Below are 25,066 nucleotides of genomic sequence, written 5' to 3' on the forward strand. Positions count from 1 at the left end.
CTCCTGTAAAGCTAAATTGGGAGCTATTCGCTGCCACTTAAGCCTGTGCGTTTGCACCTGCAACGATCTCGGAAATCTCTTGTGTAATGGCTGCTTGACGAGCACGGTTGTAGATCAATGTATAACGGTTGATCATATCCGTTGCGTTGTCTGTCGCGTTGCCCATTGCTGTCATACGGGAACCTTCTTCGGAAGCTTTTGCTTCCAGAAGCGCACTGTAAACTAGTGTCTCCGCATATTTTGGCAACAAATCAGCCAGAACTTCTTCCGAGGACGGCTCATACTCGTAATTGATTGCGCGCACGTTATCGCTCTCGGGAGCTTCAAGCGGCAGCAACTGTTTTACGGTAGGTATTTGCGAAATTGCACTTTGGAACTTGTTGTAGCACAGGTACAGTTCATCGATTTGCTCATTCGCGAACATCTGAACCGCCGCACCAGCAATTTTCTTGATGTCTGCAAAGGCTGGACTGGCTGGCAGACCCGTAACCTCTTCCATAACCGGGTGGTTCCGCTTGTTAAAGAAGTCACGACCTTTACGACCGATGACAAAAATGCCATATTCATCCTTGGACTTGTGCTTTTCGCTGATCGTTGTAATCACAGCGCGCAGCATGTTGGCGTTATAACCACCTGCAAGTCCGCGGTCGGAAGTGATGACAATGTAACCAGTCTTTTTCACCGGACGGGACTGAAGCATAGGATGCTTGGAACCGGAAGTACCGCTCGCGATGCTCGCGATCACTTCTTGGATCTTGTCTGCATACGGACGTGCTGCCTCAGCCTTCTCCTGGTTACGGCGAAGCTTTGCAGCCGCCACCATTTTCATCGCTTTCGTGATTTGGCGCGTATTTTTCGTACTTTTGATACTGCGTCGAATCTCACGTATTCCTTTAGCCACTCGTTTTCACCACCTTGAGGACGCATGTCCGAGCCCTCAGCCCGGCATGCATCTGATGTCTATCAGGTTAACGATTAGCGAGTTACCGAAAAGCCTTTTTTGAACTCTTCGATCGCTGCGTTAAATTCTTTTTCATCTGGGAGCTCATGCGTCGTACGGATATGCTCCAACAGTTGTGGTTTGTTGGAATCCAGGTAGGACAGAAGCTCCTTCTCAAAGCGGCCTACGTCTCCTACTGGAATGTCATCCAGGAAACCTTTTGTTGCTGTATAGATAGAAGCTACTTGCTTCTCAACAGGCATTGGATCGAACTGGCCTTGTTTCATGATTTCCATCAAGCGCTCACCACGGGTCAGACGAGCTTGGGTCGCTTTGTCCAGATCGGAACCGAACTGAGCAAAAGCAGCGAGCTCACGATATTGAGCAAGCTCCAGCTTGAGTGGACCTGCTACCTTTTTCATCGCCTTGATTTGCGCCGAACCGCCTACGCGGGATACGGAAAGACCAGTATTCACTGCAGGACGTTGACCTGCGTTGAAGAGGTCTGTCTCGAGGAAGATCTGACCATCGGTGATGGAGATCACGTTCGTTGGAATGTATGCAGAAATGTCACCCGCTTGGGTTTCGATGAACGGCAGAGCAGTAATAGAACCGCCACCCAGATCATCAGACAATTTCGCAGCGCGCTCCAGCAAACGGGAGTGCAGGTAGAAAACGTCACCAGGGTATGCTTCACGGCCTGGAGGACGACGGAGCAACAGGGACATTTCGCGGTATGCAGAAGCCTGTTTGGACAGGTCATCGTATACGCACAGAACGTGTCCGCCTTTGTACATGAAGTATTCACCCATGGTTACACCGGCATAAGGAGCCAGGTACAGCATCGGAGCTGGGTCAGAAGCTGTAGCGGATACGATGATGGTGTATTCCAGAGCGCCTGCTTTGCGCAGAGTTTCTACGATGTTTGCAACGGTAGATTGCTTTTGACCGATTGCTACGTAGATACAAACCATGTTTTTACCTTTTTGGTTGATGATCGTGTCGAGCGCCACAGCTGTTTTACCAGTTTGGCGGTCACCAATGATCAACTCACGCTGTCCACGACCAACCGGGATCATTGCGTCAATCGCCTTGATACCTGTTTGGAGTGGCTCATGTACGGATTTACGCGCCATAACACCAGGAGCTGGGCTCTCGATTGGGCGGAAACCATCGTTGTTGATCGGGCCTTGACCATCAAGTGGTTGACCCAGTGGGTTTACTACGCGGCCAAGCATCGCTTCCCCTACTGGAACTTCCATAACGCGGCCGGTACGTTTTACAGTATCGCCTTCCTTAATGTCGCGGAAAGGTCCCATAATAACGACACCCACGTTGTCTGCTTCCAAGTTGAGTACCATACCCATTACGCCATTTTGGAACTCGAGGAGCTCCCCTTGCATGGCCTTTTCCAAACCGTGAACGCGGGCAATACCGTCACCTACCTGGATAACAGAGCCTACATCCACAACTTCGATTTCAGATTTAAAGTTAGCGATCCGCTCTTTAATGAGGGAGCTAATCTCTTCTGGTCTGATTGCACTCACTTAATTCACCCCATTCATCCAACTTCTTAAAGAGCCATCGAACTTTACGCCCTTTGCGCAAAGGTTTCCAACTTCGTTTTCAGGCTGCCATCGTAAAGACGGTCGCCGATTTTGATAATAATGCCACCGAGAATCGTAGGATCTACGACTGCTGTCAAACGCAGCTTTTTGTTCAGTGTTTGACCGAACTTCTCCGCAAGCTCCGCTTGTTCTTCGGAAGAAAGCGGTTTTGCACTCGTAACAGTCGCTTCAGCGAATCCACGTGCATCGTTCGCCAATTGTACGAAAGAGCTGTAGATATCAGACAGCTGAACTTCACGTCCATTTTCAATTAGGACGTTCAGGAAGTTAAAGCTCTCTTCACCTACATGGCTTTTGAACAACTCATGGGCCAGTTTGCTTTTCGCATCTGCTGCGATGTGTGGGTGCTCCATGATCTTTTTCAGATCTTCATTGCCGTAGACAGCTTGCACGATCGCACCGAGGTCAGCTTCCACCTGATCAATCTTGCTACGCTCACTCGCTACTTCAAAGAGAGCGCGAGCATAACGTTTTCCTACTGCGCTACTCATAGGCGATCTCCCACTTGTGCGAGAAATTTATCAACAGTAGACTTTTGAGCTGCTTCGTCCAGTTCTTTCTCGATGATCTTGGAAGCCAAGAGTACGGAAAGGCCAGTCATTTGCTCACGCAGTTCGAGTTTTGCTTTTTCTACTTCACGAGCCAGTTCAGCACTTGCGTCCGCTTTCATACGCTCGGATGCAGCTTGTGCTTCAGCCACGATTTTTGTAGCCTCATCAGATGCTTGCTTGGCAGCACGATCGATGATTGCTTTGGATTCAGCGCGAGCTTCATCCAGCACGCGGCGTTGCTCAGCCAAGAGGCTTTCCGCTTCATTGCGGTTACGCTCAGCCGAGGAGATTTGGTTTTCAATATGCTGACGACGTTTTTCCATGATTCCCACGATCGGGCCCATGGCCAATTTACGAACCAGCAAGAGCAACAACAAGAATACGATTGCTTGGGTTAAGAGCGTTCCCCATTCTAGGGATACGGCACCAAAGTCGAGCATTCATTTCACTCCTTCCTGCGAAAAGAACGATGTATCTTCACGGATTCATAACCGTATATTCCAAAAATAGAGGCGGGTATCAAGCGCCCGCCTATTGTTACTACTTGCTCGCTTACAGACGACCGTAGAGAATGAAACCGATCGCAACAGCGATGATCGGAACTGCCTCTACCAGACCAAGACCCAGGAACATGAGACCCATCAGGTTACCACGTGCTTCAGGTTGACGAGCTACACCTTCAATTGTACGAGAGATTACCAAAGAGTTACCAATTGCCGCACCAAGAGCAGCTAGACCAAATACGATACCGATTGCAAGAGCCAAACCTTCCATTGTTTAAAAACCTCCTTAGTGTTGTAAAAAACGAGAATAAAATCGGAAATAGCTGATTAATGATCTTCGTTCACTTGCTGTGACAGGTAAACCATCGCCAGCGTTGTGAAAATGAACGCCTGTACAGACCCGACGAACGCGGAGTAGCCCAACCAAATGAACAGCGGAATACTACCGAAAATCCCTACACCCAGGAGGAAGGCGATCAAAACCTCACCTGCAAAGATGTTACCGAATAGACGCAAAGGAAGCGTCAACGGTTTGATGATGAACTCCTCCAGAATGTGAATCGGATTCAGGAAGGTATGTTTTAACCATCCGCCAAAGCTCTTCTTGATACCCAGGTAGTGAGAGTACAGAAGAACAATGAATGCCAGAGCGAAGGTTACGCTCGGTGTCGCGGTTGGCGATTTCCACCAGCCAATAACTACACCATGTGCGTGCGGATCGGTAGAGTTCAACTCTTCCATCACCTTATCCACTTTTTGCTTCTTCGTTTCCTCATTGGTGGATGCTGTCAACCAATCGACAACCTTATCACTAACCACTTCTTGTTTCACCGGATCATTGTGGTGAGCCGTATTTACGTTAAACAGAAGTCCTAGCTGGTTTCCAAGGAAAATGTAAAGGAACAAAGTGAGTGCTAGGGATACAAAACCCGCAGCTTTCTTCGGTGTAATGTAGCTTTTTGTAATACCGGTGACAAAGTCCACAATCCATTCCATCACGTTTTGCGCGCCGCTTGGAGTAGCGGAGGTCAGATTGCGAGTCATGCCGATACACAGCAATAGTACCACCAGAGAGGTTACCAGAATCATGAGAATAGTGGAGATGTCAAATACCATGCCCAGCCATTCAAATCGCAGAGAATAATGCATGTATTTCACCCCTTTCTTCCGCGCGAGTATGTTTCATAAGTACATGTAAAGAAAGAATTCCTATCATCTATTTAAAGGAGCGATACACAAAAAGGAAACTAAGAATCTGAAAGAGGAACAAACCAATCAGTACTCCAGCGAGTCCGAACAAGTGGGGAAAACGCATTGTCAAGAAGACAGCAAATCCTGCAACGACGAGTCGTTGGAGCATGCCAGTCCCTCTTGGCCGCACACTTGAATCGACAGCCATCTGACCGATACGCCAGGTTTTGCTAAAGAGGACCGTTCCATTCACAAGACTACCAGCCATCCCTAGCAGGAGGCTTTGCAAAAAAAAGCGATAAGATGGCAACACCGCCCAGAGTATCGCAGCGATTGCCATACAGAAAAAGGCATAGCGAAAAGTGGCTCGCATAGCCGAAGAAAACGTTTGCATGTCCCATCTCCCTAGAGGTAACCGCGAACAATGCGGTAGACGCTGTACACGCCTATACCTAATCCTGCGAGCAGTCCAACCATCAAAAGTATCGGGTTGGTACCAAAGAAGCTATCCAGGTATTTCCCTAAAAGAACCCCTCCGATGACACAAAGTGCCATATCGACACCAATGAGGGTAACCAGTGTGATAGCCCGCCATGGATTATCATTTTTCGACACAGAGCAACATTCTCCTTTCATACATAAGGAGAGGGCTGGTGTCAAGTACCCCTTTGCCCTCATCCATATTAACGAAGAATTATTCCCTTTGTCAATGTTCGGCTTCGTCTGTACACAAAGCGTTCACAATTGGAACTTTATATTTTTTCAATAATCGTTGCAACCCCTTGACCACCGCCGATGCAAAGTGTCGCTAACCCATATTTTGCCCCTTCACGCTTTTGCAATTCGTGAACAAGTGTTACCAGAATCCTCGCTCCACTTGCGCCAATTGGGTGACCTAAAGCAATAGCTCCGCCGTTAACGTTCAGCTTTTCGCGATCAATGCCAAGTGCTTTTCCAACAGACAGAGATTGTACAGCGAATGCTTCGTTGGCCTCGACTAAATCCATGTCGGCCAAGGTCAAACCGGCTTTCTCCATCACTTTTTGTGTCGCCGGAACCGGACCATAGCCCATGATGCTCGGATCGACACCCGCACTGGCATTGGCAATGATACGAGCGATCGGTTTCACGCCGAGCTCTTCTGCCTTTTCGCGAGTCATGATTAACAGTGCAGCAGCGCCATCGTTAATACCCGATGCATTACCTGCTGTTACGGTCCCATCCTTTTTAAATGCTGGCTTCAATTTGCCCAGCATCTCAGCTGTCACACCTGCTCTTGGGAATTCGTCAACAGTGAAGAGTACGGGATCGCCTTTTCGCTGCGGAATCGCTACGGGAACAATCTCGTCATGAAAACGTCCAGAATCGAGTGCCTGCTGCGCTTTTTCTTGACTCCAAGCTGCGAACTCGTCTTGCTCTTCGCGCCCGATTTCATATTTGGTGCACAAGTTTTCTGCAGTGATTCCCATGTGATAATCGTTGAATGCACACCACAAGCCGTCGCGAATCATCGAATCCACGACTTTTTGATCGCCCATGCGGTAACCAGAGCGCGCGCCTTCCATAAGATATGGCGCCTGACTCATGTTTTCCATGCCTCCAGCCAGTACGACGTCCGAATCTCCGCTGGCAATCGCCTGCACAGCCAGATGGACAGCCTTTAGCCCTGAGCCGCATACTTTATTGATCGTCAAGGACGGCACTTCATTTGCCAGACCTGCTTGAATCGATGCCTGACGTGCCGGATTTTGACCTAGACCTGCTGAAAGCACGTTTCCCATGATGACTTCATCTACTGCGTCCTTGGATACTCCTGCGCGTTCTAGTGCTGCTTCTAATACGATCCCACCTAGCTTGGTTGCGCTGATGCCCGCGAGCGTCCCTTGGAAACTACCTATGGCAGTGCGCACTGCACTAACGATAACGATCTCCTTTTGACTCATCTACTACACCCCTTGATTACAGGATAGCCAACCATCCTAAGATTCCATATGATTTGGTAGATTCCTGCTATCATTTCCATGAATGTACAACATTCAACAAAAACCGTGGTGTCCCTCTCACAGGCTCATCTTCTTGTTCCGTGAAAGTACAGCAATTCGTAGGTTACCGGAATGCCTTGACCGTCGCCGTACACCCTCTCATAGTATTGCATCATCTCTATCAGCAGCTTTCTCTGCCCTAATCCTGCTGCCTGTTCCTGGCTCGTATTGGCCCCTACAGCTTTGACTGCGTAAAGAAAATCCCGCACTTTCGGATAAGTCAGCACGACTTTTTTTGATGAGGCCACGACAGACTCAAAGCCAGTATCCTCTAACATAGCTCTCCACTCGCTCGCTTTGAAAAAGGACAAGCCATGCCGGACATTCTCCTCCCCCAAAGAGGCATGAGCGTAGGCAAACGAGTCGTGCAGTTCACAAAAGGTCAAGGGTCCAAAGGTAGAAAAAAAGAGAGAAGCTCCAGGGGCTAGCAGTCTATGCAATCCTTTTACCGTATCCTCTGGCTGCGAAAACCACTGAAAACACGCACCCGAGAGAATGAGATCTTGGGACCGCTCCGGTTGCCTCCATATCCATTCTTCTGCGTCTCCCTGCAAAAACTTACAGTTCAGTTGGAGCTGAGCCACTCTCGCCTTTGCTTTTTCCAGCATTCCAGACGCCAAATCTATCGCCTGATAGTCAGCGTCCGGAAAAAGACGGCGAGCCAAAGAGGTCAGCCCCCCTGTACCACAGCCAATCTCCAGGATCCGTTGGATCTCGCTTCTCTTTGTTGATTCCTTGATCATTTGGTGCAAGCTCTCGGCCATCTCTTTTTGCACCAAGGCATACTGTTCATACGAGTCTGATTTCTCACTAAAACGGTTGCTGACGGCTGTCTTCCACATCCGGTCCCACCATCCTTTTTATTGCTTCGGCGATTACATCGGGGCAGAAAACAGGGGGCGCGTGACCGCAGCCAGCCAGTTGTAAAAAGGCCGCATGTGGAATGCGTGCAGCCAGCTCCTCTCCTGCTGGCATCGGACAAATGACATCCTCTGTTCCATGAATAATGAGGGTCGGGCATGAAAGGGAGGCGAGCCACGGTCGACAATCCTCTTCGCACAAATACGAAAGACCTGCATCAAGGGCTTGAAGGCTCCACCCCTGTCTCCCTGCGTCTTCCCAAAGCAGATATTGCCCCTCCTCCCGCTCCTTCTCCGTCAGCATCCTTCCCATGAAATCGGTCATGACTCGCTCCCGCTCCATCGGCAACAGTTGCTTCATCCGCTGAACCAATAGCTCGCTCCAGCCCTTTTGGCGTTCGTCTCTGGAACGGACAAAGCGAGCCGTGGTACCGATCAGGACAAGACCTGCTACGGGGTGCTCGGCAGCAAGGCGAAGGGCCAGCATTCCACCCATCGACCAGCCTACTACGATTAACGATTGTGCTTCGAGAGCATGGATTTCCTTTTGGATGGCATGGGCAAAATGCTCTGGACTCGTAACAGCAGAATAGTCAGGGACTAGGTGCCGATAAGAGGGAAACTGCGAGCGGACAGCGCTCCAGCACTGATCCGTCATCCCCCAGCCAGGTAGCCATAGCATGGTCTTTTCCATTTCATCCCTCCTCTCATAGCTCATCACGGATTCCTTTGAGTTGATCTGCTGCCCATTCCAGGTCTGCGCGTGTGTGGGTCGCCATTACGGTGAAACGAATACGTGCGCTGCCTGCTGGCACCGTAGGTGGGCGGATCGCTACAGCAGCGATACCTCTTTCGCGAAGCTTTCTGCTGTATTGCAAAGTCAGTTCATTTTCTCCGATCGCAAGCGGAATAATCGGCGTATCGCCTTCTTCTACGGAAAAACCGCGTAAGCGCAGCAAGTGACGAAATAACCGTGCATTGCGTCTGACTGCAACTCGTCTCCACGTCTCAGTCTGAATGAGTTGGAGTGCTTCCAGGACAGAGCCGATAACAAAAGGGGGGAGGGCGGTGGAATAAATCAGGGAGCGGGCTTTATTCGTCAAATGTCGGATGACGACCTCATCCGCGCACACGTATGCGCCATAGACGCCAAATGCCTTGCTGAAGGTCCCCATCAGCACATCTACCTGATTGGCTAGGCCCGCTTCGTGACACAGGCCCTGTCCCTGCTCTCCGCGCACTCCACCCCCATGCGCCTCATCTACCATCAGCATGGCATCGTAACGGTCTCTCAGCTCTACCAAAGCCGTGAGCGGGGCCATATCTCCGTCCATGGAAAAGATACTGTCGGTAATGATCCATTTTCTCCGCCCGCCCCGCTGCTCGCGGAGCAAATATTCCAAATGCTCCAGATCGTTGTGTCGATAGCGGTAATGATTTGCCCGGCCGAGGATAATTCCATCGACGATGCTGGCGTGATTCAACCGATCACTGAACACAGCGTCGCCACGGCCAACCATAGCCGAGATGACGCCTGTGTTTGCCTGATAGCCGTTTGCGAATACGAGTGCTCCCTCTCGTTCTTTCCAAGCTGCCAGTTGTCGCTCTAGCTCCTCGTACAGCGTGTAGTTGCCATTCACCAGACGGGAGGCAGTCCCGCCTGCCCCCCATGTTTGTGCGGCTTGCATTCCTGCTTCCACAATTCTTTTGTCATGGGCCAAACCGAGATAGTTATTCGATGAAAGGTTTAGCAGCCGTTGTCCCGAGACATGAATCCACGCCCCGCCGTCTTTACTCATAGGCTCTACCGTGTGCAATGCTCTCGCCAATGAATGCTGATCCAATTGACGCCATTCCTCTTCCAGCCATGCGTAACGGTTATTCATGATTGCCTCTCCTGCCTATAACGCACACAGCTCGATCTCAAACCCGAGGTCCTCGATCATCTGATGGTCAGTGGTAATCTCCTGTCCCGGTGTCGTCAAGTAATCACCCACAAACAACGAATTGGCTGCGTATAGGGACAATGGCTGCAGCGTCCGCAAATTGATCTCCCGTCCTCCTGCGACCCTTATTTCCTTATCCGGGCAAACAAAACGGAATAGCGCAAGCACCTTTAATGCTTTTTTGGCAGGCGTTCGGCCCATTTTCTCCAAGGGCGTACCTGGAATCGCATTTAAAAAATTGATCGGAATAGAGTCCGCGTCCAGCTCGCGCAAGGCGAATGCCATTTCTACGATCTCCTCATCGCTCTCTCCCATACCGATGATCACGCCTGAACAGGGAGACATGCCCGCCCTTTTTACAGTATCCACGGTCTCCACACGCTGGTCGTACGTATGCGTGGTCGTAATGTCCTGGTAATGACTTTGGCTCGTATTCAGATTGTGGTTGTAGCGATGTACCCCCGCTTCTTTTAAGCGCACAGCCTGATCGTCGCTCAAGATCCCTAGGCAGGCACAAATTTTGAGCGGCATCGTGTCGCGAATTTCCCTCACTGCTTCCACTACTTGATTCAGTTCTTTTTCAGTTGGCCCTCTGCCTGAGGCAACGATACAGTATGTACCGGCCCTGCGATTAAGTGCTTCGCGCGCGCCCGCCAAGAGCGTTTCCTTATCCAGCAGCGTGTACTTGGCCACAGGGGCTGTCGATACAATGGACTGGGAGCAGTACCCGCAATCCTCGGGACACAGTCCGCTTTTCGCATTGAGGATCATGTTCAGCTTTACTTTTTTTCCAAAGTAGTGCTTTCTGACCTGAAAAGCGGCATTCATCAAGGGGAGCAGCTCATCATCATCCGCCCGGAGCACGAGCATGGCCTCTTGCGGAGTCAATACCTCCTTTTGCATCGCTTTGCTTGCGTAGACTTTCCAATCCATCACGGTTGTCTGATTCATCTTCTCGTCTCTCCCTTTTCCCTTTGATTTTGTATACAGGTATGGATGCCACTCAAATCAATATGCTCTCTGACGGTAAACGCCAACTGCTCTGAGTTCAGGGGGCCTTCGATCCACGGAAGCGTACCCCATACCGGGACCTCACCGTAAAGCTCGATCATGTGAGCATTTGATTTAACACTCTCGTCGCCTGTCGCCCGAGGCGCTGTTTCATTCAAAATGACACCAACCACTTCGATTCCGAGCTTGCGGGCATACCAGACAGATAAAAGAGTATGGTTGATCGTCCCGAGCCCTGCCCGTGCTACAAGGAGAAGCGGCAGCTTCAACCGGACGGCCAGGTGAGCCATCATCTCCGTCCGGGTCAGCGGAACCATGAGACCTCCTGCCCCTTCAACTAGCAGTGCCGGATGACGCTCCATCAGCAATTGCCCCCCGGCCACTACCTCATTCATAGTCAAGCTCTTGCCCACTGCTTCAGCTGCAAGCAGCGGTGTTAGCGGCGCAGGGAAAACGAGAGGGGCAATCTCCTCGTACGCATCTTCCACTCCACCGAGTTCCTTTAGCAAATAAGCATCACTTTCCGGCTCATTGGCTAGGGCACCTGACTGAACGGGTTTCCATACCCCGACATCCACTTCGTCTTGCCGCAGTGCTGCCGCTATTCCTGCCGTCACAATCGTTTTGCCTACACCTGTATCCGTCCCTGAAAGAAACAGTCCACAAAATGCTCGCTGATCCATCTCCCTCACTCCGTTCCTTTATGTCGTTGCTTCCCGAATGGAATCAGAGAGGATCTGTACCATATCCGCAAGCTCTTCTGTCGTGGAGACAAGCGGCGGAATCAAAACGATGACATTTCCCAGCGGGCGAGTCAGCAGACCTTTTTCCCTTGCAAGCTGACAGACACGTACTCCTATGCGCTCGTTCCAGTGATAGGGCTCTTTGGTTTCTTTGTCGCGAACTAGCTCGATCCCGGCCATCAAGCCTTTTTGCCGAACATCGCCCACATGCTGCTGATCGCTGAGAGGTTCCAGTAATTGCTGGAGCTCGGCCGATTTTTTGGCGACTTCCTCTACAAGTCCCCTCTCCTCCATCAATCGCAAATTGGCCAGAGCGACCGCGCAGCCAAGCGGATTGCCTGTAAAGGAATGTCCGTGGAAGAATGTTTTTTGCTCCTCATAATCTGCATAGAAGGCATCGTAGATCTTCTCTTTGACGAGCGTAGCGGCAACAGGCAAGTAGCCTCCGGTAATTCCTTTGGCAACCGCCATAATGTCCGGTACGACCTCATCGTGCTCACAGGCAAACATTTTTCCCGTCCGCCCAAAGCCTGTCGCCACTTCGTCAGCGATCAGCAGTACATCATAAGCCTGCAGGATTTCGGCTATTTTTTGCAGGCACCCATCCGGCATGATGATCATGCCACCAGCCCCCTGAACGACCGGCTCGACGATCATCGCCGCGATTTCATGGGCACGCTCCTGGAGCAGGCTCTCCAGACGCCCCAGCGTATCCTCTACCGCCGCTTCCTCTCCGCCCGCTCTGTATGGATACGGATACGGAATGACATGCGGGGAAAAGAGCAGCGGCTTGTACACCTGATGATAAAGCGGAATAGCTCCTACACTGGTGGCTCCGATCGTATCGCCATGGTAGGCGTTGTTCATCGTAATGAAGGAGTGCTTGCCAGAAATCCCCCGGTTTTGCCAATACTGAAAAGCCATTTTTAGCGAAATTTCCACTGCCGTTGCCCCGTTGTCGGAGTAGAAAACTTTGGTTAAACCTTTTGGAGCGATACGAATTAACTGTTCTGCCAAAAGGATGGACGGCACGTTTGCCATGCCAAGCAGGGTTGAATGTGCTACCTGTCCCAATTGCTCAATAATGGCTTGATTGAGTTCGGGTACATTGTGGCCATGCACATTTAACCAAACGGAGGAGAACCCGTCGTAATACGCCTTGCCATTCACATCATAGAGCTTGATGCCTTCTCCTCTGGCGATAATCAGGGGCTCTTGTTCAAGGTAATCTTTCATTTGCGTAAACGGGTGCCAGAGATACTGCTTGTTCTTGGCAGCCAGTTCAGCTTGCATATTTAACAACCAAGTCACCTCTTTGGTTAACACATATTTGTTAACTAACATTTTAAAATGGTTAACCTATTTTAGCAAACGGTTTTTCGGCGAAATCGAGCTGTAGTTGAGGAGAGAAAAAAGGAGAACACACTCCAGGTTCGTAGGGCCACTTGCTTGGGGGTCATTCTTGCACGGCTCCATTTCAAAAGGGAAACCGCGTCCAAAGTAGACGATTCAAGGGGGATTCACAAAGGTGGACGCTAAAAGCGTGTTTCTCTTTTTCCATTACGCCTCGGTCGGCGTCCCTAAGACCTTCCGCTTATTTCTCCTTTTTTCTCTCACCAGCCTACTCTTAATTTCAAGCCTCTTTATGAACATTTAGTAATTTCCACGAAGCTTGGCCAAAAAAAAGAACCAGGCTTCCCCTTATAGAGGAAGCCTGGTTCTCGAGTCTGATCTCTTATTTCGGTTGCTGCAAAATACGGTATAGGGCCACGACGCATACTGCGCGGGTTGTCGCACTGTTCGGCTGGAACTTTCCGCTGACTGGATCCATCAAGCCAAGGCCAACCATGTTGGTAATAGACGAGGACGCCCACGACGGCCATGTGCCCTTGTCCGAAACGGTTTTGGCTGCTCCTTTTTTGTTCAGGAGACGATCCAGGATGACAGCTGCTTCGGCACGGGTCACTGGCTGATCCGGACGGAATGTCTTGTCGGAGTAGCCTTTTACCAATCCTTTGGACACTGCGACCTGTACAGCTCCCTGCGCATAGGCAGGTACCTTGTCCTTGAAGCTCAGCTTGGGCGCGGACGGGAGTTGCCACTCGAACGTTCTCGCCAGCAAGGTGACGAATTGCGCTCTCGTCAAGGACGCTTCCGGGCCAAAGGTGGTGTCCGTCAATCCTTTTACGTACCCTTTTTCCGCCATATAGCTAATCTCTGCTTTGGCCGGGTGGTTGGAGATATCAACAAATGGCGTATCACCTGTTCCCGCATTGTCCAAATAGTAAGGGACGTACTTGCCATAGCCGTTCACTTCGTACACCCATTGACCCTGTGCATTGACGCTTCCAAGCAACGGATCAAGTGTTTGATTGGTTTCGTTTACGTACAAGAGGCCAATTCCTTTTCCTGCGATCCACTTTTTCGGTACCAGCGTCAACTGGATCGGTGAAGTAGAGATCCGGTCTTCTTGACCTTCCTTCAGATCGCCTGGCTTGATCGTAAAGGAGTAATCAGCCGGCACATAGCCTGGCAACGACTGCGTCACGATGGAATCAATCCCTACTGTCGCGCTGTCAAGGAAGGAGGCTGTGTTGACCATGGAGTAGTTCAGATCGAGCTCTTGACCCAATGAGACGGTTCCTGGCAGCTCAGGGACAACTACCGTGTTGCTCGGCTGACCTGCTTGGTTCGGCAACAAGAGCGAGAATTCATCGAAGTACAGCGTTCCTTTATCATGAGTGATTCCGTCATTCGCTTGATCCACGACGTATACGCTCTTTAGCTGCAGTGGGTATGCGGCATTGCTCGGGAAGTAGCCTTTAACCTGCTTCCAGCCTGTCCAGTCGATTTCTTTTGCCAGATCGACGTATACGGTCTTGCCGTTCGCATCCAGTACTTCGGCACGCAGCCAGTGTCTGCTATTGTCGCCATTCACCCATAGGCCAAGTCCCAGTGGTTTGCCTGGGATGGCAACCGGCTTGGCGCCAAGAATTCCATACGAGATACGCATGTTGCTAACCGGCGCTCCCGAGAAGTTGTACACCAGCTTAGCAGCTTTCTTCGTTCTGAATACTTGGTCGGTTACTACTGTAAAGGAGCCGCTAGAGCTGATGCTGGCCGGGCTCGCTGCATGGTACATCCCGGCTTGATTATCGAAAGTAAGCCATGGCTGCTCAAATTGTCCAACTGCGAACGGTACACTTGTCGCTACTCCATCATAAGTAATCGTCAAGGTTCCATTGCCAGGTTCATTCCCTGCGATTAGCTGCAGCTTATCATTCACGGTCGCTACCGCGGAGTTTACACTGGCTTGGACGCTAAGCGGCGTCGCTGGAACCAACGCTCCTTTTTTCGTCTTGATTTTCACATCGAGCGTCAGGGCTTGTCCCGGTGCGATCGTTATCGGATTTGGCGAGACGACGATCTGTTGAACCTCACTGCCGGAAATGACATGAATTTCTTTATTTTGCGTCACATTGCCCAATTGAGCCGTCAACGTAATCTGACCGGAGCGGGCTGGCGTAAAGCGCTGTCCATCAACTGTTCCTGCTTCTGATTGACTACCATCCCAGCTCACATTGGCAGGGTTGATCGCATAAGGCAAGTAATGCGTATCGTACCCTTTGGAAGCGGAGAGGGGGATGGTTTGGCCGATGAGTACGTCTGATGGCACATCAATTGTGAATCCTCTTAAATCACCGGCAGGGGCTGTGTTGTAAACGGCAAGTCCTGTTGGAACACGTCGCTCCGCACCACCACTCGGTTTATTGGAAAGGTTGGCATGAGTTTCCCCAAGCATCCGCGCAGCTAGAGTTGTAGAACCGCCACCATCAAAATTGACTGCCCGATAAGAACCGAGCTCTGCCATGATTTTTGCCAGCTCATCGAGGTAAACCCCTTTGTTGGCATCAATCGTAACCATATAGAGGGTTTTGCCATCCTGGGAGACCCCGACAGCTGTACGTGCGGTCATCGATGTGATCGACTTGTCCGCCTGGAAGGAAGTCAACGCTTTGCCTTGATTGACCAAAAGCACATTCCCGCCGACCGCTTGCATCAAGTCTATATTTTGCGGCGTTGTCTGGTACTCAACCGCAGCCGTAGCACCTACAGGGAAGTTTTGCTTGAGAAAAGCGGCAGCCTCTCCATGTCCCCATAGGACGTATCCGTTGTATGGTATGTATACTCCTGGTTGATTGACACGTACTTCTTTGGCGACATTGTCGACAAACAGCACCTCGACAACATCTTTGTATCCGGAGATTGCTCCCAGACTTGTTTTGCCAAAGGAGGGCGTGTATAGATTGAGCTGGTTTTGGTGACTTTTTCTTCCTTCACTCGGGTTGTACTCTTCCTTGTTGACTCCCTGAATTGAATAGGTCGCTCCGCTGGGCGCTGTTACCTTCCCGCCGAATCCGAACTTGTCGATGATGGCTGTCTTATCTCCCTTGATCCCCAAGCTGTACCAGTAAGAGATCAGACCCATGGATGAAATCAACTGCTCGTCCTTCACCACAATACCGAATGGAGCTCCTCGCTTGGACATGTTGAAAAAGTCAGCGTTGATTGCTGCCACTGCACCTGTTTCCCTCGCCATTTGCGTTACGGTTTGGCGATCCGTCAGCTTGCCTGCCGTTCCATACACTGGTTTGACTTCCACGTACTGATTGTTCAGGTCAACTTTTGTTACCATCACGGTAACAAGCTGATCGGCAAAAGATTTCGTGTATTTGAGTAAAGTGGTGCCCTCTCCAATCGGGGTCTGCCACATCATTTGCAATGCGCTGCTTTCCGCCCTGGCCTGTGCAACATTTGTCGCAAGCGGCACAAACGGAACAAAAGCTCCCCAGGCCAATGTGGTGGCCGTGAGCAGCGTAACCATCCTTTGCGCTCTCATATTGGTGACTCCTCTCCCTATTCCGATCTTTTTGTCTTTTTTGTTATGTAAGGGTACAACTAAAATTTAGACGCTCCATGGTGGGTGATAGTTTCGCCAAATCGCTATATTCATAATTTGAAAAACATACCAAATGCTATGGTGGTCGGTCAAACTGTTGCGGAGGGCTCTCATCTTCTTAAGCTTATCAAGTCCTTTACATCAAAGAAAACCCGTCCGGTTTATACGAATAAAACCAGACGGGTACTCATAGCTGTATGTCGTCTTTTTAGAACGCAATCATTCTGGATGATTATTGACCCGATTGGAAAGGCTCTGGACGATTAGAGCGAAGTCCGAAATGATACAGAATCGCTTCAACAATCCGGCGGGACGCTTCCCCATCTCCATACGGATTGGCTGCATGCGCCATCGCATTGTACGCTTCTTGATCGGTAAGCAGTTCTTTTGCCATGGTGTACACCTGCTCTTCATCCGTGCCTGCCAGCTTCAAGGTTCCTGCTGCAATGCCTTCCGGACGTTCCGTAGTATCCCGCAGCACCAACACTGGCACACCGAGAGAAGGTGCTTCTTCTTGAACCCCGCCAGAATCAGTAAGGATCAGATGAGCACGACGAGCAAAGTTGTGGAAATCAAATGCATCTAACGGCTCGATCAACGAAATACGCTCATGATCTCCGAGCAGCTCCTGGGCTACTTCCTGCACAGCTGGATTCAGGTGAACAGGGTACACAACAGCAATCTCGGGATGCTCGTCCACCAGTCTTCGAACCGCACGGAAGATTTGACGCATCGGCTCCCCTAGATTCTCACGTCGATGAGCCGTCATTAGCACCAGTTTATGGTCTGCCACACGGTCAAGCACAGGGTGCATGTAATTATCGCGTACCGTTGTTTTCAATGCATCAATCGCCGTATTACCGGTAATGTAAATACGATCCTGCGGTTTGGCTTCGCGGCGCAGGTTGTCTGCCGAGCCTTCCGTAGGAGAGAAGTGAAGGTCAGCCATGACGCCGGTCAATTGACGATTCATCTCTTCCGGGAACGGCGAATACTTGTCCCAAGTGCGGAGGCCCGCTTCTACATGACCAATCGCTACCTGGTTGTAAAAGGCAGCCAAACTCGCGACGAAAGTCGTTGTCGTATCACCGTGCACCAGTACGATATCCGGCTTTACTTCCTTTATTACCGCATCCAGATTCTCTAGCGCGCGGCTTGTAAGACCAACGAGTGTTTGCCGGTCTTTCATAATGTTCAAGTCAATGTCCGGCTTGATTTCAAAAATCTCCAGCACCTGATCGAGCATTTGACGATGCTGGGCGGTTACGCAGACGATTGATTCAATTTCTTCGCTGTGCTTGTTTAGCTCATGCACTAGCGGAGCCATCTTGATCGCTTCCGGACGCGTACCGAATACCGTCATTACTTTACATGTTTTCATTGGTTTTTCCCTTTCCCACTACTTCGTGCCGTACAAGCGGTCACCCGCGTCACCCAAGCCTGGCACGATGTATCCATGGTCATTTAAATATTCGTCTATAGCTGCTACATAAATATCGACATCGGGATGCTCATCCTGCACCATTTTGATCCCTTCCGGAGCAGCGATGAGGCACATCAGCTTCAAGTTTTTCGCACCGCGATTTTTTAATGCAGTAATCGCAGCAACAGCCGATCCGCCCGTTGCCAGCATTGGATCTATGACGATCAGTTCGCGCTCAGCGACGTCGGAAGGCAGCTTCACGTAGTATTCCACTGGCTGCAGCGTTTCTGGATCACGATAAAGACCCACGTGACCTACCTTCGCTGCAGGAATCAGCTTCATCAGCCCGTCCACCATGCCAAGACCTGCGCGCAGAATCGGTACGAGACCTACTTTTTTACCTGCAATCACATTCGATTTACAGGTAGCTACCGGGGTCTCGATCGTGGTTTCCTCGAGTGGCATTTCCCGTGTGATTTCATAGCCCATCAGTGTGGTTACTTCGTCCACCAGCTCACGAAATTCCTTGGTGCCCGTATTCTTGTCACGGATAAACGTTACTTTATGCTGAATAAGTGGATGGTCAAATACGTATACACGGCTCATTTAAGTTCCTCCGTTTCCCTATCAATACATCTTTTTCATAATAGCGAAGGTGTGTGCCGCCGTCAATTTGCCCAATCTTCATTCTTTTTTTCATGCAAAAATACAGACCCACACGGAAAACTCCATGGGGCCTGCTTTTGTGGATTTCTTAGATGTTCAATCCTTCGTACATAGGGAAGCGTTGGCACAAAGCTGCCACACGTTGACGTGCTTCTTCGTGTTTCGCTGCGTCTTCTGGGTTTTTCAAGGTGAGTGCGATGATTGCTGCTACTTCTTTCATCGCCTCTTCATCAAAACCACGGCTTGTAACAGCTGGAGTACCCATGCGGACACCGCTTGTTACAAACGGGCTTTGTGTATCATAAGGAATCGTATTTTTGTTGGTTGTAATGCTTACTTCGTCCAGCAGGTGTTCAGCTACTTTACCAGTCAGGCCGATTTTGCTTACATCAACCAACACGAGGTGGTTGTCAGTTCCATCGGATACGAGAGTCAGACCTTCTGCTTTCAAAGCATCTGCAAACGCGCGTGCATTCGCTACGATGCGAGCTGCATAGTCTTTGAAATCAGCTTGCAGCGCTTCACCGAAAGAAACAGCTTTTGCCGCAATTACGTGCATCAATGGACCACCCTGTACGCCAGGGAATACGGATTTGTCGATTGCTTTTGCAAACTCTTCCTTGCAAAGAATCAAACCGCCGCGAGGTCCACGCAATGTTTTGTGCGTAGTAGATGTAACGAAATGTGCGTACGGAACTGGGTTTGGATGCAGACCTGCTGCTACCAGACCAGCGATGTGCGCCATGTCTACCATGAAATAAGCGCCTACTTCATCTGCGATTTCACGGAACTTGGCGAAATCAATCGTACGTGGGTATGCACTCGCACCTGCAACGATCAGCTTTGGTTTGTGCTCCAATGCTTTGGCACGAACATCATCATAGTTGATCAGTTGATTCTCTTGATCTACTCCGTATTCTACAAAGTTGTACAGCGTTCCGGAGAAGTTCACTGGGCTACCGTGAGTCAAGTGACCGCCATGGGAAAGGTTCATCCCGAGCACTGTATCACCTGGTTGTAGAATCGTGAAGTAAACAGCCATGTTCGCTTGTGCACCAGAGTGTGGTTGAACGTTTGCGTGTTCTGCTCCAAACAGCTCTTTTACGCGATCGCGAGCGATGTTCTCAACGATGTCTACGTATTCGCATCCACCATAATAGCGGCGGCCCGGGTAGCCTTCTGCATATTTGTTGGTCAGTACGGTTCCCATTGCTTCCATCACAGCACGGCTAACGAAGTTCTCAGATGCAATCAGCTCAATTTTGTCGCGCTGTCTTCCCAATTCCAATTGAATGCCTTCCAATACCTGAGGGTCCTGTTTACGCAAAAAATCTAGCATGATCTATTCTCCTCCTTGAATATGATACTCTTTTTGAACATCCTTTTTTTAGGTACAGCTATTATTTGAGGGTATAACTTCATATACAGCCCTAGCCCCGCCAATCAGCTTGGGACGAGTGGAAGCAGCCGTGACGTGCGCTTCTCCCACGCTGCGCAGTGTCGGGCGAACAGGTACGGCCACATGCTTCAAATGCATGCCGATAAAGGTATCACCGATATCAATTCCCGCATGGGCACGGATATGCTCCACCACTGCCGGGTCTGCCAACTGTGAAAAAGCATGAGCTGCCATGGAACCACCTGCAGTCGGGACAGGAACGACCGAAACCTCGTCCAGTCCTAAGCGCTCCATCACTTCACGCTCCACTACCAACGCCCTGTTCAAATGTTCACAACATTGAAATGCAACAGCAAAACCAAGCTGCTCTTGGGCAGTGCGGATGCCACGGTAAATAGCTGCCGCCACCTCTTTGCTGCCTGCTTTGCCGATGTGGTTCCCCAGTACTTCGCTGGTGCTGCAACCGATCACCATGATTTGTCCTGCCTTGATCTTGGCAAGACGTGCCACTTCATCAACGATCTCATGCACCTGGTTTTCGATGGCGGACAAATCCACTTACTTCCCTCCCGCGTGCTGCTCTTCGATCCGGGTGATCTTTTCCACACGGCGTTCGTGGCGTCCACCCTGAAATTCTGTTTCCAACCAAATTTTCACGATATCAAGGGCAAGCCCAGGACCAATTACACGCTCACCCATGGCGAGTACATTCGTATTGTTGTGCTCGCGGGTCGCTCGTGCAGAAAACGTGTCGTGCACCAAGGCACAGCGGATACCAGGAACCTTATTGGCAGCAATCGACATGCCAATGCCTGTCCCACAAACCAATATTCCCCGCTCAAACTCACCTGCCGCCACTTTTTCGGCTACTGGCAAGGCGTAATCAGGATAGTCTACCGACTCCTCACAAGTGCAACCGAAGTCTTCCGTCTGGATGTTCATGGAGGCCAATAGCGTCTTGATCTCTTCTTTCAGCTTGTATCCACCGTGATCAGCAGCAATCGCCACTTTCATCTGTCATCCCTCGCTCGTTTCATAATCTCACTCATTATACATCAAAATGCCTCAAGTAAAAAGTGAACATTTTTACTCTCAATCAAAAAAATGTTCGTGCTATCAACACAAAACGAGGTCCTGGCTAGCTACCAGCACCTCATTCACCTCCAAATTCACGAAAACGCGGGTGGAGCAACAACTCAGACAGCATGTCCAGCGATTCCTCAATTTCTTCAGCACAACGACGATAATCCTGCAATTCGCCTCCAAAAGGGTCCGCTATATCGCCAAGCCCCTCCACTCCGACGAACTCTCGCAATGTATGGACTTTTGCCATCGCCGCAGGAAAATAGGCTGTAATCGCATGCTTGTGACTGTGTGTCATCGTCAAAATGACATCTGACCAGTCAATCAAATCGTCGTCCAATCGGCTCGATGTATGCGCATGCTCGATTCCACGTTCGTCTAACACCTGTTTTGCGTGCAAGGAAGCTCCCTGTCCGGGAAAAGCCGCCACACCCGCCGAGCGCACTTCATATCCTTGCCCTGTAGTCTTGGCACGAAAAATCGCCTCTGCCATCGGACTGCGGCATGTATTCCCCGTGCAGACAAACAATATCCGCTTCACGAAATGCTCCTCCTTTTCGTCAGGACGCTATCCGCCTACAAAATGAATTTTAACCCAAAACAAAACAAAATAAGACCACCTACTAGTTCGCTATACTCCCCCAGCCATCCTCCAACGCTTTTTCCGAGCAACAAACCGAAGTAGGACATCGCTCCTCCCATGATACCAAAAAGAGCGATAGCCAAAATCCTGTTTACCTCGATTAACCCAAACGAGAATCCAACAGTGAGAGCATCCAGGCTGACGCTGAAGGCGAAGAGCAACAAACCGAATCCCTTTGTTTTCAATACGCTCCGTTGATCTCCATGGAGGAATCCGTTCCATAGCATATGCACACCGATGGCCATTAGGACCCCGCCGCCAATAAAGACCGCAATGTCCCCAACCAGATCGGATAAATACGCACCGACGACGATGCCGATTATGGGCATGGCAATGTGAAAAAGTCCAATTGTAATACTCACTTTTAGGATCTCTCGTAAACGGATTCCTACCATGCCCACACCGATCCCTAATGAAAAGGCATCCATGCTTAAGGCAAAGGCAATCATGAGCAAGGTCAAAAATTGCCCCCATTGAAACAAGACCTGATCCAATCTGCCTCCCCCCTCCTTGTCTCTTCACCATATGCGGACAAGAAGGAGTTTAGACGCTTTACACGGAGAGAATACGGCCTCCAGCAGCCTTTTCTAGACGATTCATGACAGCCATACCCAAGCCGTCCCGTGAAAACGTTTCTCCTACAATATACTGCGTTTGCCGATCGTCAAATTCACGAAGGACGGCATATAATTGCTGCGCAACTTTCTCCAGATCAGTAGGAGACCCTACCGAGAGAACGACATCCGCCTCAGGCTGGGCTGTCCAAAAAGAGAATGATTCGTCAGACGCAAGCACACCTGTTTTTTGGCCGTGGGCTTTGGCCTCACGCAGCATTTCTGCCATCTTCTCACGTACTTTGGCAGCCTCGCCCGTCACCAGCCACAGCTCCCCCCGAGGCGCGTAGTGGGTATATTTCATGCCGGGGGCACGAGGGATTTCGACCGCTCCCACCTGAAAGGATGGGTCCAGGTCAACGCTTCCAATCACCGCTTCCATCTGCTCGCGGGTAATTCCGCCTGGTCGCAGGACGATCGGCGGGTCTACGGTCACGTCTATCACTGTTGATTCCACTCCTACACCTGTCGCTCCCCCATCTAGGACACCGGCTACTCGTCCATCCAAATCACTCAGCACATGTGCAGCTGTCGTGGGACTCGGCCGGCCTGAGCGATTGGCACTTGGTGCAGCGATTGGTACACCCGCTTCTTCAATGATAGCGAGCGCAATCGGATGGTCAGGCATGCGCACTCCAACGGAATCAAGTCCAGCCGTTACTAGAGGAGCTACCCGATCCGTTTTAGGAAGAATGATCGTCAATGGCCCTGGCCAAAAAGCCTTCATTAGCTTTTTCCCTTTTTCCGGAACCTCCACAGCTACGGCAGATAATTGCTCGATCGCACCGATGTGAACAATCAGCGGATTATCACTTGGCCTGCCCTTTGCTTGAAATATTTTTTCCACTGCTTCATCAGATAATGCATTTGCACCCAATCCATATACAGTCTCAGTAGGAAAGGCCACTACAGCACCTTCACGCAAGAGACTAGCGGCATCCACAATCTGTGTACAACTACGGAGTTTTTCCACAGTTTTTTCCACACTATTATCCACAGACCAGACTTTCGTCATTAGATTTATTTCCATCGTGAAAAAGTCCTTTCTCAAGCTCGTTTCATTATAATTGAGTGCCTCTAGTATAGTTGTGCAGGTAAAAGTTTTCAACAGCCTGTGGGTAACTTGTGTATAACTTTTCAAAAGCAGCGTGGAAAAGTTGATTGTTACCCTTTTTTAACTTATTTTCCTGGGGAGCTATTGTAAAATAAGCTTACGAAAACTTCCTCTTGTTCTCCCATTTGAAAGGAACGTGAACGAATATGTCATCTCTAAAAGTTGTTGCTTCCAGCCTGCTTGGCACTGTTGTCCTGCTTACATCTGTCGCTGTTCCTGCATTTGCAGCTCCTGCCGCTGTATCTCCTGCCAAACCAAGTATACCCGCTGTTCAGGTTCAAAAGCCACAAACCCAAGGCGTCGTGTTCACACCTAAAACGATTTTGTCCAATACGAAAGAACATCAAATTAAGGTTGTTGTTCCGGTCATCAGTGGCTTGCAAGATAAAGCGTTCGAAGCACAGCTGAACGCCACTTTGCTGAAGCAAGCTCAGGATACTATCGCTCATACACAACAGGGTGCACGGGAAAACGCAGCAGACGCCAAAAAATACGGCTACGACCTGCGCCCATATGCTCTCGATATTTCCTATGAAGTACATTCCACCGGCAAGCTCGTTTCCTTCTCTGTTCAAACATATGTCTACACGGGTGGAGCGCACGGAATGACAGATGTCACGTATTACACGATCGCTAACCAGCCTAAAGCGAAACAGCTTACATTGGCCGATCTGTTCCAGCCTGGCTACGACTATCGCTCTATCTTGAATCATCTCATTTCAGCGCAAATCAAAGAACAAAATACGAAAGAAGGCATGGAGATCTATTCGTTTGAAAGCATCTCCGATAATCAGTCCTTCTCCTTTGAAAATGGAAACCTCGTCATTCATTTTGGTCAGTATGAAATTGCGCCATATGCCGCAGGAATGCCCTCTTTTACCATTGCCCCCCATCGTTTCCACAATCTGTTGAAACCGGAAATTGGGGCTTTACTGAAATAACCAACCCCATTTTCGTACGTAAAAACGACACCTGACCATCCGTCCGGGTGTCGTTTTGCATTTGATTCCAATTAGGAGAACCACTTCTCTAGCTTTTCCCACAGATAGAATCTTACCTCTACTTGAGGGGCAGGAGCCGGCTGTGCTTGCCGCCATTCTTGCAATTCCGTCAATGAATCATCCATTCGTGTGACAGAAGTTGTTTGAGTCACCGGACTCATCTCTTGTGTGCTAGAAGTAACTTTCGTTTCATCCTCGGTTTGTTCTTCTGCTTTAACCTCGGTCACATTCGCTGCTGCAACAGCATCACCATTGGACATATCAATAAAGCAGAGGGGCGGGAATAAAACACACCACCAGTTTTGTCCTTTTGCTTCGCCAATTCGCACGCGCAGCGCTTCGTAATCGCCAGCCGGATAGACGTACGAGCCGTACAATTTTGTCGGGAACGGCACTTGTCCGAAATCTACTACGGAAGTATACGAAAACCCACGTTCACGTACCGTTTTGTCTACCACTTCCTGCAAAACGGGCAGATTGGCTGCTACGACCTCCTGCGCTTGTTCAAAAGACTTGATATCACCTGCCCATGAATCCATTTGGGCAATAAGAGCATCACGTACTTCTCGTTTCAACCACTGGTCCTGAACTGAATCACTATTGGCAATAATTCGCAATCGGATGGATTCCTGAGGGATCGGCCCATTATCCAGCACATTAGCCGAAGTAAGCTGCCCCTCCCAGCTCATCATTAGCACACATAAAGTAAAAGCTATGAGTAGCGTCCGTTTCATATTCCTCAGTCTCC

General features: G+C 50.0%; 26 protein-coding genes. 1 reads left to right on the top strand and 25 read right to left on the bottom strand.

Annotated features, from left to right (window positions below; translation table 11 throughout):
- Positions 1–37 precede the first annotated feature (37 nt).
- The 24 genes from atpG to ACIFQN_RS04510 form a co-directional block, all read right to left on the bottom strand.
- Positions 38–901, bottom strand: coding sequence for an ATP synthase F1 subunit gamma (gene atpG, locus ACIFQN_RS04395; RefSeq protein ID WP_429831823.1), 864 nt, complete (start codon positions 899–901; stop codon positions 38–40).
- Positions 902–975: 74 nt separating this feature from the next.
- A complete protein-coding gene (gene atpA / locus ACIFQN_RS04400; protein WP_429831824.1) occupies positions 976–2,487 on the bottom strand; it encodes a F0F1 ATP synthase subunit alpha in 1,512 nt (503 codons plus the stop codon).
- Positions 2,488–2,531: 44 nt separating this feature from the next.
- Entirely contained in the window at positions 2,532–3,059 is a 528-nt protein-coding gene (locus ACIFQN_RS04405) for a F0F1 ATP synthase subunit delta (RefSeq protein ID WP_429831825.1), read from the bottom strand.
- Complete coding sequence (atpF, locus tag ACIFQN_RS04410; protein ID WP_429831826.1) at positions 3,056–3,559, bottom strand: F0F1 ATP synthase subunit B; 504 nt, start codon at positions 3,557–3,559, stop codon at positions 3,056–3,058. The genes ACIFQN_RS04405 and atpF overlap by 4 nt, the downstream gene beginning before the upstream one ends.
- A 112-nt stretch (positions 3,560–3,671) precedes the next feature.
- Positions 3,672–3,893 carry a F0F1 ATP synthase subunit C gene (gene atpE / locus ACIFQN_RS04415; RefSeq protein ID WP_049740871.1) on the bottom strand — a complete coding sequence of 74 codons (222 nt, stop codon included), beginning with the start codon at positions 3,891–3,893 and terminating at the stop codon, positions 3,672–3,674.
- Between the two features lie 56 nt (positions 3,894–3,949).
- Positions 3,950–4,771: a F0F1 ATP synthase subunit A gene (gene atpB / locus ACIFQN_RS04420; RefSeq protein WP_429831827.1), complete on the bottom strand. Its 822-nt coding sequence runs from the start codon at positions 4,769–4,771 to the stop codon at positions 3,950–3,952.
- 67 nt (positions 4,772–4,838) lie between these two features.
- On the bottom strand, positions 4,839–5,207 hold the full coding sequence (locus tag ACIFQN_RS04425) for an ATP synthase subunit I (RefSeq protein ID WP_429831828.1): 369 nt from the start codon (positions 5,205–5,207) through the stop codon (positions 4,839–4,841).
- Positions 5,208–5,218: 11 nt separating this feature from the next.
- Positions 5,219–5,428, bottom strand: a complete 210-nt coding sequence (locus tag ACIFQN_RS04430; RefSeq protein WP_429831830.1) for an AtpZ/AtpI family protein — start codon at positions 5,426–5,428, stop codon at positions 5,219–5,221.
- 137 nt (positions 5,429–5,565) lie between these two features.
- Positions 5,566–6,756, bottom strand: coding sequence for an acetyl-CoA C-acetyltransferase (locus ACIFQN_RS04435; protein WP_429831832.1), 1,191 nt, complete (start codon positions 6,754–6,756; stop codon positions 5,566–5,568).
- A 125-nt stretch (positions 6,757–6,881) separates the two neighbouring features.
- Positions 6,882–7,697: a malonyl-ACP O-methyltransferase BioC gene (bioC, locus tag ACIFQN_RS04440; RefSeq protein ID WP_429831833.1), complete on the bottom strand. Its 816-nt coding sequence runs from the start codon at positions 7,695–7,697 to the stop codon at positions 6,882–6,884.
- Positions 7,666–8,409, bottom strand: a complete 744-nt coding sequence (locus ACIFQN_RS04445) for an alpha/beta hydrolase (RefSeq protein ID WP_429831834.1) — start codon at positions 8,407–8,409, stop codon at positions 7,666–7,668. The genes bioC and ACIFQN_RS04445 overlap by 32 nt, the downstream gene beginning before the upstream one ends.
- A gap of 13 nt (positions 8,410–8,422) precedes the next feature.
- The gene (gene bioF, locus ACIFQN_RS04450) at positions 8,423–9,601 is read right to left on the bottom strand and encodes an 8-amino-7-oxononanoate synthase (protein ID WP_429831835.1); all 1,179 of its coding nucleotides are present in this window, start codon (positions 9,599–9,601) and stop codon (positions 8,423–8,425) included.
- Between the two features lie 15 nt (positions 9,602–9,616).
- Entirely contained in the window at positions 9,617–10,612 is a 996-nt protein-coding gene (bioB, locus tag ACIFQN_RS04455; protein ID WP_429831837.1) for a biotin synthase BioB, read from the bottom strand.
- Positions 10,609–11,355, bottom strand: a complete 747-nt coding sequence (gene bioD / locus ACIFQN_RS04460) for a dethiobiotin synthase (protein ID WP_429831839.1) — start codon at positions 11,353–11,355, stop codon at positions 10,609–10,611. The genes bioB and bioD overlap by 4 nt, the downstream gene beginning before the upstream one ends.
- An 18-nt stretch (positions 11,356–11,373) precedes the next feature.
- The gene (bioA, locus tag ACIFQN_RS04465; protein ID WP_429831883.1) at positions 11,374–12,708 is read right to left on the bottom strand and encodes an adenosylmethionine--8-amino-7-oxononanoate transaminase; all 1,335 of its coding nucleotides are present in this window, start codon (positions 12,706–12,708) and stop codon (positions 11,374–11,376) included.
- 442 nt (positions 12,709–13,150) lie between these two features.
- Complete coding sequence (locus ACIFQN_RS04470) at positions 13,151–16,315, bottom strand: phosphodiester glycosidase family protein (protein WP_429831840.1); 3,165 nt, start codon at positions 16,313–16,315, stop codon at positions 13,151–13,153.
- 292 nt (positions 16,316–16,607) lie between these two features.
- Complete coding sequence (gene wecB / locus ACIFQN_RS04475) at positions 16,608–17,756, bottom strand: non-hydrolyzing UDP-N-acetylglucosamine 2-epimerase (protein WP_429831841.1); 1,149 nt, start codon at positions 17,754–17,756, stop codon at positions 16,608–16,610.
- A gap of 18 nt (positions 17,757–17,774) precedes the next feature.
- On the bottom strand, positions 17,775–18,404 hold the full coding sequence (gene upp / locus ACIFQN_RS04480) for a uracil phosphoribosyltransferase (RefSeq protein ID WP_429831842.1): 630 nt from the start codon (positions 18,402–18,404) through the stop codon (positions 17,775–17,777).
- A 148-nt stretch (positions 18,405–18,552) separates the two neighbouring features.
- On the bottom strand, positions 18,553–19,803 hold the full coding sequence (gene glyA, locus ACIFQN_RS04485) for a serine hydroxymethyltransferase (protein WP_429831843.1): 1,251 nt from the start codon (positions 19,801–19,803) through the stop codon (positions 18,553–18,555).
- A gap of 48 nt (positions 19,804–19,851) precedes the next feature.
- Positions 19,852–20,421, bottom strand: a complete 570-nt coding sequence (locus ACIFQN_RS04490; protein ID WP_429831844.1) for a TIGR01440 family protein — start codon at positions 20,419–20,421, stop codon at positions 19,852–19,854.
- A complete protein-coding gene (gene rpiB, locus ACIFQN_RS04495; protein ID WP_429831845.1) occupies positions 20,422–20,877 on the bottom strand; it encodes a ribose 5-phosphate isomerase B in 456 nt (151 codons plus the stop codon). It abuts the gene before it with no gap.
- A 139-nt stretch (positions 20,878–21,016) separates the two neighbouring features.
- Positions 21,017–21,487: a low molecular weight protein arginine phosphatase gene (locus tag ACIFQN_RS04500; RefSeq protein WP_429831846.1), complete on the bottom strand. Its 471-nt coding sequence runs from the start codon at positions 21,485–21,487 to the stop codon at positions 21,017–21,019.
- A gap of 35 nt (positions 21,488–21,522) precedes the next feature.
- The gene (locus tag ACIFQN_RS04505; RefSeq protein ID WP_429831847.1) at positions 21,523–22,083 is read right to left on the bottom strand and encodes a manganese efflux pump MntP family protein; all 561 of its coding nucleotides are present in this window, start codon (positions 22,081–22,083) and stop codon (positions 21,523–21,525) included.
- A 58-nt stretch (positions 22,084–22,141) separates the two neighbouring features.
- Complete coding sequence (locus ACIFQN_RS04510) at positions 22,142–23,233, bottom strand: L-threonylcarbamoyladenylate synthase (protein ID WP_429831848.1); 1,092 nt, start codon at positions 23,231–23,233, stop codon at positions 22,142–22,144.
- 230 nt (positions 23,234–23,463) lie between these two features.
- Here ACIFQN_RS04510 and ACIFQN_RS04515 point away from each other — a divergent pair, with 230 nt between their 5' ends.
- Positions 23,464–24,258: a DUF3298 and DUF4163 domain-containing protein gene (locus ACIFQN_RS04515; RefSeq protein ID WP_429831849.1), complete on the top strand. Its 795-nt coding sequence runs from the start codon at positions 23,464–23,466 to the stop codon at positions 24,256–24,258.
- 71 nt (positions 24,259–24,329) lie between these two features.
- Here ACIFQN_RS04515 and spoIIR read toward each other — a convergent pair whose 3' ends face one another.
- Positions 24,330–25,052, bottom strand: a complete 723-nt coding sequence (gene spoIIR / locus ACIFQN_RS04520; protein ID WP_429831850.1) for a stage II sporulation protein R — start codon at positions 25,050–25,052, stop codon at positions 24,330–24,332.
- Between the last annotated feature and the right edge of the window lie 14 nt (positions 25,053–25,066).

Source organism: Brevibacillus sp. NRS-1366, assembly GCF_050467985.1.

Bases quoted from the DNA above. Each gene is read 5' to 3' on its own strand.
- spoIIR (WP_429831850.1), bottom strand. From the start codon at position 25,052: ATGAAACGGACGCTACTCATAGCTTTTACTTTATGTGTGCTAATGATG.
- bioD (WP_429831839.1), bottom strand. From the start codon at position 11,355: ATGGATCAGCGAGCATTTTGTGGACTGTTTCTTTCAGGGACGGATACA.
- ACIFQN_RS04435 (WP_429831832.1), bottom strand. From the start codon at position 6,756: ATGAGTCAAAAGGAGATCGTTATCGTTAGTGCAGTGCGCACTGCCATA.
- bioC (WP_429831833.1), bottom strand. From the start codon at position 7,697: ATGTGGAAGACAGCCGTCAGCAACCGTTTTAGTGAGAAATCAGACTCG.
- upp (WP_429831842.1), bottom strand. From the start codon at position 18,404: ATGAGCCGTGTATACGTATTTGACCATCCACTTATTCAGCATAAAGTA.
- ACIFQN_RS04470 (WP_429831840.1), bottom strand. From the start codon at position 16,315: ATGAGAGCGCAAAGGATGGTTACGCTGCTCACGGCCACCACATTGGCC.
- rpiB (WP_429831845.1), bottom strand. From the start codon at position 20,877: ATGAAAGTGGCGATTGCTGCTGATCACGGTGGATACAAGCTGAAAGAA.
- glyA (WP_429831843.1), bottom strand. From the start codon at position 19,803: ATGCTAGATTTTTTGCGTAAACAGGACCCTCAGGTATTGGAAGGCATT.
- bioB (WP_429831837.1), bottom strand. From the start codon at position 10,612: ATGAATCAGACAACCGTGATGGATTGGAAAGTCTACGCAAGCAAAGCG.
- ACIFQN_RS04510 (WP_429831848.1), bottom strand. From the start codon at position 23,233: ATGGAAATAAATCTAATGACGAAAGTCTGGTCTGTGGATAATAGTGTG.
- atpB (WP_429831827.1), bottom strand. From the start codon at position 4,771: ATGCATTATTCTCTGCGATTTGAATGGCTGGGCATGGTATTTGACATC.
- atpE (WP_049740871.1), bottom strand. From the start codon at position 3,893: ATGGAAGGTTTGGCTCTTGCAATCGGTATCGTATTTGGTCTAGCTGCT.
- wecB (WP_429831841.1), bottom strand. From the start codon at position 17,756: ATGAAAACATGTAAAGTAATGACGGTATTCGGTACGCGTCCGGAAGCG.
- ACIFQN_RS04405 (WP_429831825.1), bottom strand. From the start codon at position 3,059: ATGAGTAGCGCAGTAGGAAAACGTTATGCTCGCGCTCTCTTTGAAGTA.
- bioF (WP_429831835.1), bottom strand. From the start codon at position 9,601: ATGAATAACCGTTACGCATGGCTGGAAGAGGAATGGCGTCAATTGGAT.
- bioA (WP_429831883.1), bottom strand. From the start codon at position 12,708: ATGCAAGCTGAACTGGCTGCCAAGAACAAGCAGTATCTCTGGCACCCG.
- ACIFQN_RS04445 (WP_429831834.1), bottom strand. From the start codon at position 8,409: ATGGAAAAGACCATGCTATGGCTACCTGGCTGGGGGATGACGGATCAG.
- atpF (WP_429831826.1), bottom strand. From the start codon at position 3,559: ATGCTCGACTTTGGTGCCGTATCCCTAGAATGGGGAACGCTCTTAACC.
- ACIFQN_RS04515 (WP_429831849.1), top strand. From the start codon at position 23,464: ATGTCATCTCTAAAAGTTGTTGCTTCCAGCCTGCTTGGCACTGTTGTC.
- ACIFQN_RS04425 (WP_429831828.1), bottom strand. From the start codon at position 5,207: ATGCAAACGTTTTCTTCGGCTATGCGAGCCACTTTTCGCTATGCCTTT.